This is a genomic window from Pseudochrobactrum lubricantis (genome assembly GCF_041929865.1).
Classification (GTDB): Bacteria; Pseudomonadota; Alphaproteobacteria; order Rhizobiales; family Rhizobiaceae; genus Pseudochrobactrum; species Pseudochrobactrum saccharolyticum.
Map to the genome: position 1 here is coordinate 111,920 of NZ_JBHEEE010000009.1, position 15,540 is coordinate 127,459.

Consider the following 15,540-nt stretch of genomic DNA (forward strand, 5'->3'; position numbering starts at 1 on the left):
CCTGCATGTTTGACGCGTTGATTTCATATTGGCCGGTTTACTGGCCGCATATTGTGCTTGGTTTTTCGCTGATTATCGGTGCGATTGCTGCCATTCATGCGACTATGACCAAAGAGGAGGTCCGCTCCGCTCTCGGGTGGGTCGGCGTTATCATGCTGTCGCCGATTATCGGTGCCGTGGTCTATGCCATTGCCGGTGTGAACCGTATCAGACGAACCTCGCTGAGTATGCAGCGTGCGGGCATGACCGATATCGAGCTTTATCACTTGTCGCATTATGATGCCTCGCCGGATGAAGTGCGCGATGCCAGCGGCAATAATTTTATTGCGATGAAACGGCTGGGCGATGTTGTCAGTCGCTGTAATCTGACATCGGGCAATAATATTGAGGTTTTGCAGAGCGGTGATATCGCCTATGCAGCCATGCTGGAAGCAATAGGCAGGGCAAAACGCAGCATTCTGCTGGAAACCTATATTTTTGATAATGATGAAATCGGCAAGCAATTTGCCGAGGCGCTTGGCAAGGCCGTTATCCGCGGTGTGGAAGTCCGCGTGCTGGTGGATGCTGTCGGCGCCCGTTATTCCACGCCGAGTATCGTTGGTTTGCTGCGCTCCAAGACCGTGCAGGCAGAGGTGTTTAACGGCAAGCTGATTATGGGGCTGCGTTTGCCTTATGCCAATCTGCGTACGCACCGTAAAATTCTGATTATCGACGGGGAAATTGCTTTTACCGGCGGTATGAATATCCGTGCGGGCTTTACGACAGAATTTGCCCGCGATCATGCGGCACAGGATACACATTTTCGCCTGACAGGGCCGGTCGTGACAGATTTGTTCAATACGGCATCCGAGGACTGGCGCTTTACCACCGATGAGCATTTAAGCGGTGCCGCATGGTCTGTGACGCCGCCGGCTTTTTCACCCGGTGAAGGGCTGCTGGTGCGTGCTGTGCCTTCGGGGCCGGATAAGAGTCTTGAAACCAATCATAAAATCATGATGGGTGCTTTTTCCGTCGCTGAAAAACATATCCGTATCATGACGCCCTATCTGCTGCCGGATCGTGAACTGGTCAGTGCGCTGGTAACGGCTGCGCGGCGTGGTGTTACTGTTGATATTGTTGTGCCTGCGCAGAATAATCTGGTGCTGGTGGATATGGCGATGACGGCGCAGTTCGATCAGTTGCTGAAAGACGGTTGCCGGATCTGGCGAGCCAAAGGCGCGTTCAATCACTCGAAGCTGATGAGCGTCGATGATGTCTGGGCTTATGTCGGCTCGAGCAATCTTGACCCGCGTTCTCTGCGTCTGAACTTTGAGATTGATCTTGAAGTCTATGATGCCGGAACGGCGAAATCCATTTCCAGACGCATCGATCAGCATGTCGCGCTGGGTACAGGTGTCAAGCTGGCCGATCTGAAGGCGCGGCCATTCTCCCGCCGTTTGCTGGAGCGGATTGTCTGGCTGGGGTCGCCTTATCTTTAAGCAGAAAAGCGCGCTTGCATCGGATTGGGTAAGTCCAGTGCTCTGAGGTCGAGATGGGCTTTGATGGGCAGGTGATCCGATGCGATACGGGCAAGCGGCGTGTTATGTACTTCTACCGAGGTAACAAGCTTTTGCGGGCTGCTGAGGATACGATCCAGCGCCAATACCGGAAATCTTGATGGAAAGCTCGGAACAGCACCCGCTGTGAGGTTGAACACCGGTTGCAAAGTTGCCAGCGAGGAGCCTTTGCCGACGCGCCATTCATTGAGATCGCCGATCAGGATGGTCGGACGCTCATTATCCTCACGGATCATCGAGAGCAGGGTTTCTGCCTGACGGGAACGGGAATGTTTCAGCAGGCCGAAATGCGCGGCAATAATCCGCAGCGGGCCTTCCTCCAGATCAATATCTGCAACCACGGCACCGCGCGGCTCCACACCCGGTAATTTCAGCTGGTGAATATCTCTGATAAGCCCCTGCCGGAACAGCAGCAGATTGCCATGCCAGCCATGGCCGTTGGGCGACATAGTCTGGATCGGCACCGGCACTAAGCCACTGTCTCTCTCCAGATGTTGCAGATTGAGCAGGCCGTGGCGTTCACCAAAACGCTTATCCGCTTCCTGAATAGCGATGATATCGGCATTCAGTTCGGAGATGACCTGAGCCGTGCGTTCGGGGTCGAATTTTTTGTCAATGCCGATACATTTATGGACATTGTAAGAGGCGACGATTGTATCGCCGCTCGGATTATTATCTGCCAGCGGCCGGTAGCCGCGCCGGTTGCGTATTGCTCTCAGAACCGTCTGGGGTAATTTCCTGTCATGCAATTTCTTACGCAAGCGCAGTTTCCTCATTGCAGATCACTAGAGCATCTCCGGATGTTGTTAAGGTGCCGGAATAGTGCAGTCAGAGATCGTGTATATAGGGTGCTGAATGACCCCGAGCAATATCATGCGTGATTTTTGCCAGACCCGCAGATGATACTCTCGTATATTTATAGCCCAAGAATACGGTTTAAACAGGTCTAAAGCATCGACTTGTCAAAACGGACGGCACAATTTCGGCCACGGGCTTTGGCTGTGTAAAGTGCTTTATCCGCATGACGGGACATTTGCTCGCTGGTGCGGCCGTCCTCCGGTACCAGCAATGTGCCGATACTGACAGCTGAATGAATATCATGCCCGTTGATTTTGAACGGGATGCGAAATGCATCAACCAGACAGTCGGCAATCGTTTTCAGCGTATCATCGCTTTGTGTTTCCGGCAGAATGATACAAAATTCATCGCCGCCGATACGGACGGGAATATCATCAGACCCCAGAACGGAACGGATTCTTTCTGCCGCCTGCCGCAACAATCTGTCACCGGCCGGATGTCCGTGCGTGTCATTGATGGTTTTGAAATTATCCATATCCAGCAACAGGATGCCAGCAGAGCGTTTTTCATCAAAATGCTGACGGAGAAACGGCGAGACATATTCCTTCAATGCGCGGCGATTGTAGAGCTGCGTCAGCGGATCAGTCAGAGAATTTTTCCATAAATTGGTTTTGTCATTTTGTAAAACAACATTCTTGCGCTGCAGCCGGAGCAGGGCGCTGGCGAGAAGGGCAAAGCGGCGCATCTCCTCACAATCATCATCGCTCAGGGTGCGTGGCTTTGTATCAATGATGCACAAGGCACCCAATGTCAGCCCTGTATCAATCTCCAGCGGAAACCCTGCATAAAAGCGGAAGGACGGATCGCCGGTAACATAGTTTTTGCTGTTGAAAGCGGGATCGCTCGTCATATCCTGCACAATAAACTGACGGCCGGATTTGACGACATAGGTACATGCAGATTGCTCACGCGGACAGTCTTCCGCCTTGATACCTGCCGTTGAGGCGATGCGTTGCCAGTCTTCATCAATAATCGTCACGGCGCAGGATGCCGCGTGGAAAATATTTTTGACAAGCGTTGTGAGAATGTTCAGCTCATCTGTAATTGTGAACTGAGAAGGAAGCAGGCTGCGAACAGATACAAGACGTTCAGCTTCATTCGCAGGGATTTCAAATGGCCGGGTAGCATTCTGACTGATCAAGATATGTTCCAGATTTCTGTTTTATAAGAAAGGTGGCATGCGAAGACGGGTCGTATAAACGGCAGTGCTGCTGGTCGTGTTTGGTGTTTTTTCGTTTCGCCAGCAGATGTTACAATAATATTAGTGCGCTCTTACAAAAAAGGAAACGGGATAATCTGATAAAAAATATCCGAATTATTCCTGAACCATTAATCCGTCGAAAACATCAATCAAGGCATCGGAAATGGCTGAGCCGAGATCGGCTGCAGTTCTGGCCAGTTCTTCTTCATTCATATCGCGTGCTGCCATTGCCAGTGCGGCGCCTTGCTGCGTAACGATTTCCTGCGCGCGCTGAATAGCCCAGAGAGCAAATTCGCTGCGATTGTCAATTGCGACAGTTTCCATAATGTTTCCTGCTGAGGAGAGGGGGATATTGTGCGGATGAAATGCAGATACAAAAAAACCCGCTTGCGCGGGTGTTTTTGTTAAAGACCTTGGTAGCAGTCTTTATATGGTGCCAGAAGAGGACTGTGAAAAATTATTTAACATTATGATTTAACGTTATTTTTTATTTTCATGTTGCGGCCTGTACCAACAAAAATACCAACATTATGAAAGTCTTCTAGTTTGTTTGAGATTGAAATTTATAACCTATTTTCATGCATGCTGTGACATTATGCGCATAACGTTTATGGATTGGCTTCAAAAGTGATTCTGAACCGTACCGGGTTTGCCGGAGGCCATTTATTTTAAGTTATGCTGCCCATGCTGGGAAGGACGGATATCAAAGCCCGTCAATTACTGTGCCCAGCATCAGAACACCTAACTCCAGAATGCGATATCTGAGTATCGAGGAAGAGCGTCGATTGCTGCATGAGCTTTCCCCTAAGCGTGTCACAAAGGGTCTATCTGCTGATCCGTCTCGTAGAGAGCATCGTCAGAAATGGATGCAGGACAATTATGATCTTGTCGTTATGCTTATCGATACTGGCGCACGCTATAGCGAAATCGCTAATCTCGCTTGAAAGGACATTGATATAAACAGAGGTGAAATACGTCTGTGGAGATCCAAAGTTCAAAATGAGAGCGTGATCTACATGACTGATCGCGTGGAAACGATCCTCCGCCGTCGTCTGCGGGAGAGTAATGCGTTATTCGTTTTCGTTAACAAGGCGGGAGAGAAGAGAGGATATTCAGCAGTTGCCATCCGCAAGGCGTTTCGTCGTGCTGGCCTTGACGATTGCACTATTCACACGCTTCTTCATACGCATGCTACACGCCTTATTCAAAATGGATTGTCGATCCAAGAAGTCAAAGCCGTGCTTGGTCATTCTGATATTCGTACAACGATGCGATATGCCCATCTTGAACAGACTGTTATTACGCGAAAGGCACGCGATGTTGTAAACGCCATTAATGCTGTTAACCACTCTGGTGAAGCTAGAGCGTAAGCATCTCAAGCTTATTGCCTAGCTCGCACAACGCCGGGAATCGTGCTGGAAACCCTCAATGTTGTTAGAGTGGTACGGTTTCCCTCCATTTCAATGGAAGGAAAAAAGCGTTTACCGTGAAAATGTTTTTTGAGCTTCTCTGGCGGTCGATCAAATACGAGGAGGGCTATCCTCGCGCTTACAAAAGCGTATCCGAAGCTAGTATTGGCGTCGGTCGATATCTGACCTTCTATAACTGCCAACGCCCACTTTCATCGCTTAAACGGGAGACCTCGGATCAGGTTTGCTTTAACGCTCTGACACCAATAATGGTAGCAGAATAATCGCGGCGAAAATCCACTTAAAGAAACGCTCGAATCTGTTCAGACAAACCGTGCTATCTCTGTTTAATACAAAACGCCTCTCCACTTTTACGAAGCAAGTCCATTTTCCATCTTTGATGCGTTTCTTGACATAGGCAAGCGTCGGTTCGTGATTTCGCATTCTGACGATTGCGACGCGATAAAGGGCGGCGTTAGCTTGTCGATTACCGCCTCGGTTAAGTCGGAACCTATGTGTTTTGCCGCTTGATGCTGGTATCGGACAAACACCGCAGAGCTTTGCGAAAGCGGCTTCTGAACGGATGCGCGTTGGATCGTCGCCAACGAGGATCAGCATCTCAGCGATTGTCAGCGTTGCAATACCGTGAGATGCCATCAAATCTGGTGCGCGTTCAGTAACAAGGCGTTCCAGTTCCCTATCGTGTGCGGTTATTTCTTCATGCAACCAAAGCCAACGACGGGCCAATGCACGCATTGCTGCTTTTGCAGAGGCCAATGGAGTGCTGATGTCACCTGGTCTGAACGCTGCAATATGCCGGATCAATGCAACTTTTCCGCGGACTTGATCCAACGCGTCACGAAGATCGGCAGGTGCGTTAATAATCAACGTTTTTAGCGTCACCATTGCCTGTGAGCGTGATTTTACAGCTGTATCGCGTGCAATTTTTAAATGCCTGATCATCTCAGATGATCCCGTTTGTGTTTTGGGTCGTGCTGTTGCTTGCCCAGATAAAACGGATCGCGCTGCTCCTTCTGCATCCAAACAGTCTGTTTTTCCTTGCGTGTATCGCAGCTGGCGATTGGGCCGAGTAACTTCGATTACATTGTGGCCTTGAGCCAACAAAAATCGAGAAAGGCCCGCGCCATATGAGCCAGTACCTTCGATTCCGAATGTCAGGAACTCCCCAAAAGAGAGGCTTTAAAATATATCGCCAAATACTGGGACGGCCTCTGCCTATTCTTATACGACGGACGTGTGGAACTGGATAACAACAGTGTCGAGCGAACCATCCGCCCAATCGCATTGAATAGAAAAAATGCGCTCTTTGCAGGCCATGAAGCAGGAGCCCAAAACTGGGCAACAATCGCCTCGCTAATCGAGACTTGTAAGCTCAATGCCATCGATCCGCAAAAGTGGCTGACAAGCACGCTAACTGCAATCGTCAATGGCCATAAACAAAACCAAATTGACCAACTTTTACCATGGAATTATCCAAGCAAGGTGTGATCGAAACATCGCTTACTATGATGCATGGTCTCCAGTTATTGAAACTTATCGCCACAATTTAGGTCATCATGTCATTCAACGCGATTTGAAAGATATTTTTGACATGGGGCCGTTGATCGCCGATCTGTCCCCGGATCTCATTTGTGGTGTCCCTCCGTCCCAAGATTGAAAACTTAGCTCTGAAATTAGCTAAAAGTTTGAAATCTCATGGGGATTTAAACCAAATATCCTCTATTATCAAAAAGTTCACGATCGAAGCAGTTCTTAACACAGAGCTTTCCGAACATCGTGCTTATGAAAAACATGCACCTAGAAAATCGTCTAATGCCCGTAATGGCTTTAGTGAAAAACAGTATCTTCTCCGGATGGTCAATTAATCCTGGAAATTCCCCGAGATCGTGACGGTTCATTCGAGCCGTAGCCGATAAAAAAGCATCAAACACCTGTCATCAGTATGGATGACCAAATCTTATCACTTTATGCCAAGGGCGTAACGAATAGAAAAGTCGAGGCTTTCTTCAAAGAAATGTATGATGCAGACGTTTCCGCCTCCCTCATCAGCAAGATTATACGCCAATTATAGCGAATAGCGGACACTTGGCTTATACTTGGCCATCAAGACGTCCGTCTCTCAAATGAAATATCTGATCAAAGCGGTCGAATATTTTTTCATCATGGGTGACGGCGATAATACAAGCATTTTGCTCTGATGCGAGTTTACGTAGTAAATCCATCACAATTCCGGCACGTTTGGAATCGAGTGCTGCGGTAGGCTCGTCAGCAAGAATTATGCGCGGGCTGTTGGCCAGAGCGCGAGCAATAGCGACGCGTTGAGCTTCGCCTCCGGATAGTTGAGCAGGCATAGCGGCTTTGCGATGTCCGACTTCAAGATAATGCAGCAGTTCGATTGCACGATTACGAGCGAAAGTGCTGTCTTTGCCTGCCAGTTCGAGCACAAGCGCAACATTGTCGGTAGCGTTGAGAAAAGGTAGCAGATTATGAAATTGGAAAATGAAGCCTATTTTATCTAGGCGCAATCGTCTCAGATCATTTCTTAGCCAGCGATTGTTATAGACGACTTCATTATCCAAATGAACGTAGCCACTTGATGGCTCCAGAATGCAGCCAATGACATTGAGAAGTGTTGTTTTACCAGAGCCAGATGGTCCAAGCAGTGCAACAACTTCACCAGGGAGAATGTCGAGTGAGACATCTTTCAGAGCGTCAACGCGTGTCTCGCCTTCGCCGAAATGTTTGAAAACATTTTTAACGCTAACGATTGGGGTACTATTTACTTGCTGCATTGTTTTATCCTCCAAGCGCTGTTGCAGGGTCAACTTTGAGGGCTGCACGTATGCCGAGCCCGCTTGCAATGATACAAACGACGAAAATAATAGCAGCGAGCGCTAAAGCATTAATTGGTTCAAGTATGACGCGTCGTGGAAAGTAGTCCTTGATCGACATAATGATGACGAGGCCTATGCTCCAGCTAATGCCGCCAAGTGCTAAAGCCTGCTGTACTATCAATGCAACAATTGTCTGATCAGGTGCGCCAATCAATTTGAGCGTTGCGATCTGTTTTAGCTTTTCCATGGTCATGGTGTAGATGATAAGCGCAATGACGACCGCCGAAACCGCAAGCAGTAGTGTCATGAAAAGACCGATTTGCCGCTTCGCCAGATCCACAACAGAGCCCGTAAGGATAAGCTCCTGTTCTGTTTGTGTTGTGGCTGACAGATGTTTCCAACGTCTGATGGTTTCTGCCACTGCATCGGCATCAGCATTGGGATGTAAACGGGCAATAACTGCGTTTACGGTGTCTTGAGATTGCGGTGTCGCGCCACGAGCAAGCTGCACACGTGCGGCAGGTGGTGCAAGTTCAAATTGAAGCGTCTGTGCATCTTGGAGTGTAATGTAAACTGCCGGATCACCACCGGAATTGACATGGTCTTCTACCAAACCGACGACCTGAAAAGAATTGCGACCAAGACGAATGCGGTCACCGAGTTTCAATCCTGTACGTGTGTCTGCAATCATCTCATAATGACTACGGGTGATATAGCGCCCCTCAAGAAGATGTTCGGGGGCTCCGGGACGGCCTTGCTGATAGCCAACAACATAGAGCCTGAGTTTATTGCCCAAAAAATCAGCTTCTGCTGTCTGATAGGTAATGCCACCGGCATCGGCCACTCCGTGTATACCAGCTATAACTTGACGTGTATCACCTGGAATCCGCGAGGCTTCCGCGAAAGGTCCGCGTGTACCCGTTTCCACCACCCACAAATCAGCATTGGGCGCACGTGCGATTGTTAAAGCGTCAACGACCAATCCATTATAGATGCCGGTCATGGACAGAACGACCGCTATCAAAAGACTAAGCCCAAAACAGGTTAATAAGAACCTGAACAGATTGTGACGCACATCCCGATACGCAAGGTTCATCACTTCGTACCCTTGCGAATGCGGGCTAAGCGCCCTTCCTTCAGCCCGGGCACTATTGTGGTTATAACTTGTGCCTCCGTTGGCAAGCCATCTACTACTTCAAGGCGAGCATCCTCTGTCCTGTGACCAAATGTAAGTCGCAGCCTTTTTAAACGCCCATCTATGCTAATCCAGACTATGCCGTCGCGTCCGTTAAAGTCAGAAACGGCGGTTTCAGGTATAAGAAGTGCCTTATCAAGATGGGCGACAGTGATAAATACTTCGGTTTGTTCACCCAGATGGATACGTGGAGGACATTGTTCACATTTCACCCAAACGCGGCGTTCTTCGTTAACCCGGTCGCTTTCGATGCCGATACGGCTTACACGTGCCTTGAAAGTGGATTGAGGCAGGGAGCGAAGGCGTATTTCAGCAAACTGACCTTCCTCAATAGCAGCAGCGAGCCCCTCATCTATATGGGCAAGTGCCCATATAGTTTCGGGCGCCATCAGCGTGTAAATGGCATCCCCTGCTTTAATGACCGAGCCGGTCTCTTTATGGCGTTCAATGATAGTGGCTTCAAAAGGCGCTGTAAGAGCATGATAATCCAGCAGCGTTTTTTCATACGCCAGAGCGGCGTTTGCATCGGCAAGTTGTGCCTGATTGACCTCAACCTCCCGCAAAGCTACGGCTATTTCAGCTGCGGCAATATTTTCTTCGCTCTTGGCTTCTTGGGCTGTTTGTTCGGATACGATGCTACGCTTTGCAAGTGTTTGCTGACGTTTATTCGTTTCTTGACGCAGAGCCAGAATTGAACGGGCTCTGTCGACATTAGCCTCGGCTTTTTTAATGCCGGCTTGTGCTTTGATAATTCCGGCTTCAGCTCGCGCGACTTTGGCCTCTTGCTCCTTGGTATGAAGACGAGCCAACACCTCACCCTTCGTGACCGTGTCGCCATGATCAACAACCAATTCCGTTAATGCACCACCGATCTCAAAACCAATCTTTGAAACAATCTGGGCTTCAATCGTGCCAAGGCCGAAAACGCGGATGCTGACATCCTTCTCAGGTTCTGCCACCGTTACTAAAATTGGCCGCATTGATAGGAACAGATAAGCACCACCGCCAACAGATGCTAAGATAAACAATGCGATAAGTATTCGTGTCCAGCGTTTGCTCATCATGATTTTCCATCTTCCAATATGTGGGAATACGGAGTGGTAAATAATTGAATTTGGATATCAAGAAGCCGTGCGCCTTCGTCTATCAATACAAAAGATCGTCCGCTTAACGACCAGCGAACCGCCAAACCTTGAACCAGTCCGATCAATAAAAACGAGACATCATTCACATTGAAATCACGTCTGAAGGTTCCCGCATCTTGTGCTTTGGTGACTTGACTGGCTATCGCCTGATGGAATTGAGCCAGCAAGTTAAATACTGTTTCGCGCAAGCGATTATTTTTTGCATGAAGCTCTCTTGAAAACAGGATCGCAGGGATCGCGGGCGTGGTGTGGATAAATCTAAACTGGGTGAGGATTAGCTCTCTAAGTTGCTCAACAGGCTGTCCGCCGCGGCTATAAACGGTATTCCAGCCGTCAATCATCCTGTCGGTGATCGTATCTGTGACCGCCTCCCAGATTGCTTGTTTGGTAGGGAAGTGCCTGAATACACCCGGTTGTGTCAGGCCAACATCGCGTGCAATCGCTTCGACTGAAAGACTATCTGGCCCAAGCTCGTCGGCTAAACGAAGAGCAGAGGCCATGATCTCGTTTTTTCGCTCTTCGGCCGATTTCCGCATTTTCATAGTAACCACCCCTTAGTTAGCAACTAATTACTAACTAAGGTTTTTGTAAGTAAGCGTCAATAGCTAGTATCTGTGGAGTGATGCACGAGTGGGGGTAATACGAGGGATAATGCAATCTTAACGTCAAAATTTGTCGTTTCACATTCTCATTTAACACGATTTTCCAATAGTTAGAGGCAGAGGTGCTTTCGAACTTTGCTTCAATGCTGTCCTTTTGCCCCTGTAACGGCGAGGTTAAAGTGAGTTTTCCGCTACACTGAATCCCTGTTGTGGTGAGCCGCGCCCATTTCAGCGGCCTTGGTGACGGTTGTTGCGGAAAACTGCATGCTGGCTGATGCGTGGGCAACCGCTCTGATGGTAAAGGGTCGTGCAGAAGGCTCCGAACTGGCCCGCAAAATGGGATTTGAAGTGTTAATCGTTGAGCGGAATGATTAAGATTTTATCTTAATGCCAATCGGACCGCTTTTTGAGTAAGATGCAAAACGGACTATTCCATAGTACAGTACTATGTTTCATGTATTCATTCAGTATAGTATCTATAAGTATAAGCAATATGTGAAATATCTATCATTAAAAGGTAGTCCTAATGAGACGTTGGCATGCAGAAAATCATCTCGTTTCGCGTATCGGATGGATGCGGGCAGCTGTACTGGGTGCCAATGACGGCATCGTTTCTACCGCAAGCTTGATTGTCGGTGTTGCATCCGCTTCTGCGGCCAGTTCTGAAGTTTTGGTGGCTGGCATCGCTGCTCTGGTTGCCGGTGCCATGTCGATGGCAGCAGGAGAATATGTTTCTGTTAGCTCTCAGTCTGATACGGAAAATGCAGATCTGGAACGTGAACGGGTAGAACTTGCCACCCAGCCTGAGATGGAACATGAAGAACTGGCGAATATTTATGTTGGTCGGGGGCTGGATATTGCACTTGCGCGACAAGTCGCTGATCAGTTGATGGCAAAAGATGGCCTTGGCGCTCATGCCCGTGATGAGCTGGGCATATCAGAAATCACCACCGCAAGGCCAATTCAGGCCGCATTAACCTCCGCTGCGACTTTCGCCGTTGGTGCGGCCATGCCTTTACTCATGGTCTTGGTGTCACCAGCCTCAATCTTGATACCGGCAGTTTCTATTGCGTCCTTGTTATTCCTTGCACTTTTAGGTGCAATCGGTGCAAAAGCCGGGGGAGCCAATATCATCAAAGCGACATTGCGTGTAACATTTTGGGGCGCATTTGCCATGGCCCTGACCGCAGGCATAGGCGCTATAGTCGGCACAGCAGTTTGAACTTTTTCGATGCATTTGCGTAATGGAGCAATGTAATAATGTACCGGTTTTTTACTAATCCATCAGTTGCACTTACAACTGCAACTGTGGTGGGGCTTTTATTGGCTCTGGCTGGCACTTGGTTGGGCGGTGGTGATACTGCTTTGGGGCTGATCAGTTTCGGCGTGGTGCTTGTCTATCTCGCAGGCGGTGTTCCGACCGGTTGGCGGGCGGTAAACGTGCTAGTTAAGGAGCGGGTACTCGACATTGATTTACTGATGATTGTTGCAGCAATTGCTGCGGCGGTTGTTGGTGCGGCAGTTGAGGGCGCAATTCTGCTGACGCTGTTTAGTTTGTCTACGACGATGGAAGAGCGAGCCATGGGGCGCGCACGCCGTGCTATTGAAGCATTGATGGCATTGCGGCCAGAAACAGCTTTTCGCAAATTAGCAGATGGTTCTGTTGAAGAAGTGCAGGCGGCAAGTCTGAGGGTGGGCGATATTGTTATCGTTCGCCCCGGAGCGCGGGTACCCTCTGACGGAACCATTATAAGCGGAAGCGGGGCACTGGACGAGTCAACGATTACGGGTGAATCTATGCCGGTGCGCAAAGAGGCTGGCGCTAAGGTTTTTGAAGCAACAGTTAATCTGAATGGCGTGCTTGAAGTTCAGATCACGAAATCGCTGGAACAAAGTACGGTCGCGCGCATGATTGCGCTGGTTACAGAAGCGCAGGCAGCCAAAGCTCCTTCAGAACGGTTCAGCGCATGGTTTGGGCAGCGTTACACCGTTGCCGTTTTAGTGGGATCACTTATCGCTCTTGGGGTTTTCTATTGGCTCGGCCAAGACTGGGAAACTGCATTATACCGCGCTGCAACACTGCTGGTGGCCGCAAGTCCGTGCGCGATCGTAATTTCCGTGCCGGCTGCCATTTTGTCTGCGCTGTCGTCGGCAGCGCGCGGCGGCGTGTTGTTTAAAGGCGGCGCTGCGCTTGAGACACTCGCGGCTGTCGAAATTTTCGCCTTTGATAAGACCGGAACTTTGACAACAGGACGTGCAGAAGTCACCGGAATTGTTACACTGGATGAAGATGAGACCTTTTTCTTAACGACATTAGCCAGTGTTGAAGCGCACTCAGAACACCATATCGCGGAGGCATTGAGACGCGAAGTGACACGTCGTGGGCTAAAACTACACGATGTTGAAGATGTGAAAGCTATTCCGAGTGCTGGCATTGTCGGACGGGATATGGATGGCTCTGTTTGGGCAGGCAACCGCCGTATGGCAGAGATGATGGGAGCATCGCTTGATCATGATCCCCTCAAGACGTTTCAGGATAGTGCTGAAACCGTCGTCTATCTGGGGCGCGGCCCGCGCGTTCTTGGTGCGGTTAGTGTTGCCGATAAAGTTCGTGAAACTTCCGGCGGAGCGCTCGTTGCCTTGCGCGAAAGTGGTGTGAAGTCCATCGCGATGATGACAGGTGACAGGCATGCCGTCGCTTTGCGCATTGGCAATCTTCTTGGATTAAAACAGGACGAAATCCATGCCGAGATGTTACCGGAGGATAAGGTTAACCTCGTCAGTGAGATGGCTGCAGTAAGGAAACTCGCATTCGTTGGTGATGGTGTGAATGATGCAGCGGCATTGGCGCGGGCTGACGTTGGTATTGCGATGGGTGCCGCAGGCTCTGAAGTTGCACTACAGGCTGCAGACGTGGCACTTCTATCAGAAGATATGGAAAGGCTGGCAGCGGCGCACCGTCTTGCCAGACGTACCGCGATCATTATCCGGCAGAACCTTACTTTCGCAATTGGCGTAATGCTGGTTTTGATTATTGGCTCTGCCTTTTTTGAGCTGCCTTTACCCTTAGTTGTGTTGGGGCATGAAGGAGGGACTGTGCTCGTTGTTTTAAATGGTCTGAGACTTTTGAACGACCCAATCAGAAAATCACGAATGGACTTGACTGACCGGAAGCTTCTGGATGAATACACGAAGTCTGACGTTATTGTTGCAGATAATAGATGATAATGCTTCACTCTCTTCTATTCCTGCCCATCATGGACAGGAATAGAAGAGGTGCGAAAGAAATTTACGCCCATCGTATATTTACAGCCAGCGGCGTACTTGGGTGCAATAATTTGTAAAGTCTGCACCAAATAGCACGTTTAAGGCTTGTTCTTCGGGCAAAATTTGAAACCTATCGATATACAGAACAAAGCCAAGCACCCCAAGCAGTGCGCCTGGAGAACTTAAAAGAACGGCGAAAGCGAGCAGAAATAGTGCAAAGCCTACATACATCGGATTGCGTGAATAGCGGTAGATACCTGTTGTAACCAGTGCTGAGGTTGTCTCTGGTCGGAGGGGATTGATCGTTGTTTTGGCAACTCGGAATGCGGCAGCTCCGCGCAGAGAAAAGAAGGCTCCCAAAACTAGGATCAGCAAGGCTACTATAACACGAAGATTGAACGATACATTCACTCTGGGCGTATAGATGGCTATTATCCACATAGCGATTGCACACAGAGTGGCAATCAGCGGAGGTGGGATTTTCTTTTCAAGTTTCAGCATAATTCCCCCTGTGCTCATCTTTGTCCTAACAACTTATCAGGCGCTCATTGAAATGCCTTTAGATGCGGAAATTCACCTTTAGCAATATACGCTTTTTCAAATGGGGTTGAAGGGCGCTTAAGAACTTCATTTCGATGTGGATGCCGGCCAAATGCGGCAATTACTTTGCGAACATCCGCGGCCTGATGCGCCAGCGATGTATAAATAGGCTGCAATGGGATGGGAGCTTCCGCCGCTATTTTCTCGCGAACATTGATCAGCAGATCGATGCGCTGCAAATGATCATCTCCTTCGCAATGTCCTAATGGCAAACCATATACAATTTTAAACCACGGTGTTTCCAGCGAGGCAAAGTGACCATTGGCAAAACCGTCGTTCACGAGGGACATAGCATGCATATCCTGCGCATAAGCACGCGCACTCTCCCGCCATACGGAGCGGGAAAACTGATCAAGCAGAATGATCAAGGCCAGCCGTCCATGTGGATCCAGCGCCCAATGATCGAGTTGGCCATTAGCCGCCTGCTCGGTAAGAGAGGAAAAGCGCGTTATGATCGCATCATCGGCACCGCCCTGCATTCTCCAATGCCATAATGCTCTGTGTTCTGCAGGATCAATGCGCAAAGAACGCCCTTCGGGAAACCAGAAACCAAGAACGCCTTCCCATTGTTGTTGCTCTTTCATCTGTTCATACCCTCCAATAATTGTCTTCACATAAATCAATGAGCTGCAAGAGTGTTTTTGGCTATATGTCCGTCTTTCGTGATCATAGGTGAATTATTGCTAGGTTCAGATAGCAAGGCAATATTGGCAATCCATGCCAACTCATAACAAGGGTTTGAGAAACTTGAGCCAACATTTATGCTGACTGAGAATGGACTTGATGTGGTGGACGGCCTCCTGATCCGCTTTTGTGCGATAGTGTGGTTGTTTTTAAAAGCCACCAAGGAGA

At 49.2% G+C, this 15,540-nt stretch carries 17 protein-coding genes and 3 pseudogenes; 9 read left to right on the forward strand and 11 right to left on the reverse strand.

What is annotated here, in order from left to right; genetic code table 11:
* Positions 1 to 5 precede the first annotated feature (5 nt).
* Positions 6 to 1,478, forward strand: coding sequence for a cardiolipin synthase (gene cls, locus JNC80_RS16820; RefSeq protein ID WP_116088901.1), 1,473 nt, complete (start codon positions 6 to 8; stop codon positions 1,476 to 1,478).
* Here the strand turns inward: cls and JNC80_RS16825 are convergent.
* From JNC80_RS16825 to JNC80_RS16835, 3 genes are all read right to left on the reverse strand, one after another.
* Positions 1,475 to 2,317 (reverse strand): endonuclease/exonuclease/phosphatase family protein, encoded by an 843-nt coding sequence (locus JNC80_RS16825; RefSeq protein ID WP_175576120.1) that lies wholly within the window; start codon positions 2,315 to 2,317, stop codon positions 1,475 to 1,477. The two genes, cls and JNC80_RS16825, sit on opposite strands and share 4 nt — an antisense overlap.
* Positions 2,318 to 2,502: 185 nt before the next feature.
* Positions 2,503 to 3,555 carry a sensor domain-containing diguanylate cyclase gene (locus tag JNC80_RS16830; RefSeq protein ID WP_151160126.1) on the reverse strand — a complete coding sequence of 351 codons (1,053 nt, stop codon included), beginning with the start codon at positions 3,553 to 3,555 and terminating at the stop codon, positions 2,503 to 2,505.
* A gap of 174 nt (positions 3,556 to 3,729) precedes the next feature.
* Positions 3,730 to 3,939 carry a hypothetical protein gene (locus JNC80_RS16835; protein ID WP_116088899.1) on the reverse strand — a complete coding sequence of 70 codons (210 nt, stop codon included), beginning with the start codon at positions 3,937 to 3,939 and terminating at the stop codon, positions 3,730 to 3,732.
* A gap of 428 nt (positions 3,940 to 4,367) precedes the next feature.
* On the opposite strand from JNC80_RS16835, the gene JNC80_RS16840 reads away from it, so the two are divergent.
* The 3 genes and pseudogenes from JNC80_RS16840 to JNC80_RS16850 form a co-directional block, all read left to right on the forward strand.
* On the forward strand, positions 4,368 to 4,559 hold the full coding sequence (locus JNC80_RS16840; RefSeq protein ID WP_376710967.1) for a site-specific integrase: 192 nt from the start codon (positions 4,368 to 4,370) through the stop codon (positions 4,557 to 4,559).
* A 12-nt stretch (positions 4,560 to 4,571) separates the two neighbouring features.
* A complete protein-coding gene (locus JNC80_RS16845) occupies positions 4,572 to 4,985 on the forward strand; it encodes a site-specific integrase (RefSeq protein WP_376710983.1) in 414 nt (137 codons plus the stop codon).
* Positions 4,986 to 5,069: 84 nt separating this feature from the next.
* A pseudogene (locus JNC80_RS16850) lies at positions 5,070 to 5,308 on the forward strand (IS3 family transposase); the annotation flags it as partial.
* On the opposite strand, the gene JNC80_RS16855 reads toward JNC80_RS16850, so the two are convergent.
* Positions 5,274 to 6,068 carry a transposase gene (locus JNC80_RS16855; protein ID WP_376710968.1) on the reverse strand — a complete coding sequence of 265 codons (795 nt, stop codon included), beginning with the start codon at positions 6,066 to 6,068 and terminating at the stop codon, positions 5,274 to 5,276. The pseudogene JNC80_RS16850 and the gene JNC80_RS16855 overlap by 35 nt on opposite strands.
* Before the next feature lie 150 nt (positions 6,069 to 6,218).
* On the opposite strand from JNC80_RS16855, the pseudogene JNC80_RS16860 reads away from it, so the two are divergent.
* Both JNC80_RS16860 and JNC80_RS16865 read left to right on the forward strand, forming a co-directional pair.
* Positions 6,219 to 6,533 (forward strand): annotated as a pseudogene (locus tag JNC80_RS16860) (transposase domain-containing protein); the annotation flags it as partial.
* Positions 6,534 to 6,697: 164 nt separating this feature from the next.
* Positions 6,698 to 7,101 (forward strand): annotated as a pseudogene (locus tag JNC80_RS16865) (transposase); the annotation flags it as partial.
* A 34-nt stretch (positions 7,102 to 7,135) separates the two neighbouring features.
* Here JNC80_RS16865 and JNC80_RS16870 read toward each other — a convergent pair.
* The 4 genes from JNC80_RS16870 to JNC80_RS16885 are packed head-to-tail and all read right to left on the reverse strand — an operon-like array spanning position 7,136 to position 10,761.
* Positions 7,136 to 7,837, reverse strand: a complete 702-nt coding sequence (locus JNC80_RS16870; RefSeq protein WP_376710969.1) for an ABC transporter ATP-binding protein — start codon at positions 7,835 to 7,837, stop codon at positions 7,136 to 7,138.
* Between the two features lie 4 nt (positions 7,838 to 7,841).
* Positions 7,842 to 8,975, reverse strand: coding sequence for an ABC transporter permease (locus JNC80_RS16875; RefSeq protein ID WP_376710970.1), 1,134 nt, complete (start codon positions 8,973 to 8,975; stop codon positions 7,842 to 7,844).
* The gene (locus JNC80_RS16880) at positions 8,975 to 10,138 is read right to left on the reverse strand and encodes an efflux RND transporter periplasmic adaptor subunit (protein WP_376710971.1); all 1,164 of its coding nucleotides are present in this window, start codon (positions 10,136 to 10,138) and stop codon (positions 8,975 to 8,977) included. Before JNC80_RS16880 ends, JNC80_RS16875 begins: the two co-directional genes overlap by 1 nt.
* A complete protein-coding gene (locus JNC80_RS16885) occupies positions 10,135 to 10,761 on the reverse strand; it encodes a TetR/AcrR family transcriptional regulator (protein ID WP_376710972.1) in 627 nt (208 codons plus the stop codon). Before JNC80_RS16885 ends, JNC80_RS16880 begins: the two co-directional genes overlap by 4 nt.
* Before the next feature lie 300 nt (positions 10,762 to 11,061).
* On the opposite strand from JNC80_RS16885, the gene JNC80_RS16890 reads away from it, so the two are divergent.
* The 3 genes from JNC80_RS16890 to JNC80_RS16900 all read left to right on the forward strand — a co-directional run bounded on the left by JNC80_RS16890 (position 11,062) and on the right by JNC80_RS16900 (position 14,046).
* Positions 11,062 to 11,196, forward strand: coding sequence for an FAD:protein FMN transferase (locus JNC80_RS16890; RefSeq protein WP_374834757.1), 135 nt, complete (start codon positions 11,062 to 11,064; stop codon positions 11,194 to 11,196).
* 151 nt (positions 11,197 to 11,347) lie between these two features.
* Positions 11,348 to 12,043 carry a VIT1/CCC1 transporter family protein gene (locus JNC80_RS16895; RefSeq protein WP_376710973.1) on the forward strand — a complete coding sequence of 232 codons (696 nt, stop codon included), beginning with the start codon at positions 11,348 to 11,350 and terminating at the stop codon, positions 12,041 to 12,043.
* Between the two features lie 38 nt (positions 12,044 to 12,081).
* Positions 12,082 to 14,046, forward strand: coding sequence for a heavy metal translocating P-type ATPase (locus JNC80_RS16900; protein ID WP_376710974.1), 1,965 nt, complete (start codon positions 12,082 to 12,084; stop codon positions 14,044 to 14,046).
* 81 nt (positions 14,047 to 14,127) lie between these two features.
* Here the strand turns inward: JNC80_RS16900 and JNC80_RS16905 are convergent, their stop codons facing one another.
* The 3 genes from JNC80_RS16905 to JNC80_RS16915 all read right to left on the reverse strand — a co-directional run.
* The gene (locus JNC80_RS16905) at positions 14,128 to 14,589 is read right to left on the reverse strand and encodes a methyltransferase family protein (RefSeq protein WP_374834753.1); all 462 of its coding nucleotides are present in this window, start codon (positions 14,587 to 14,589) and stop codon (positions 14,128 to 14,130) included.
* A gap of 44 nt (positions 14,590 to 14,633) precedes the next feature.
* Positions 14,634 to 15,272, reverse strand: coding sequence for a DUF924 family protein (locus JNC80_RS16910; RefSeq protein WP_376710975.1), 639 nt, complete (start codon positions 15,270 to 15,272; stop codon positions 14,634 to 14,636).
* 35 nt (positions 15,273 to 15,307) lie between these two features.
* A partial coding sequence (locus JNC80_RS16915) for a hypothetical protein (protein WP_376710976.1) occupies positions 15,308 to 15,540 on the reverse strand: 233 nt, incomplete at its 5' end.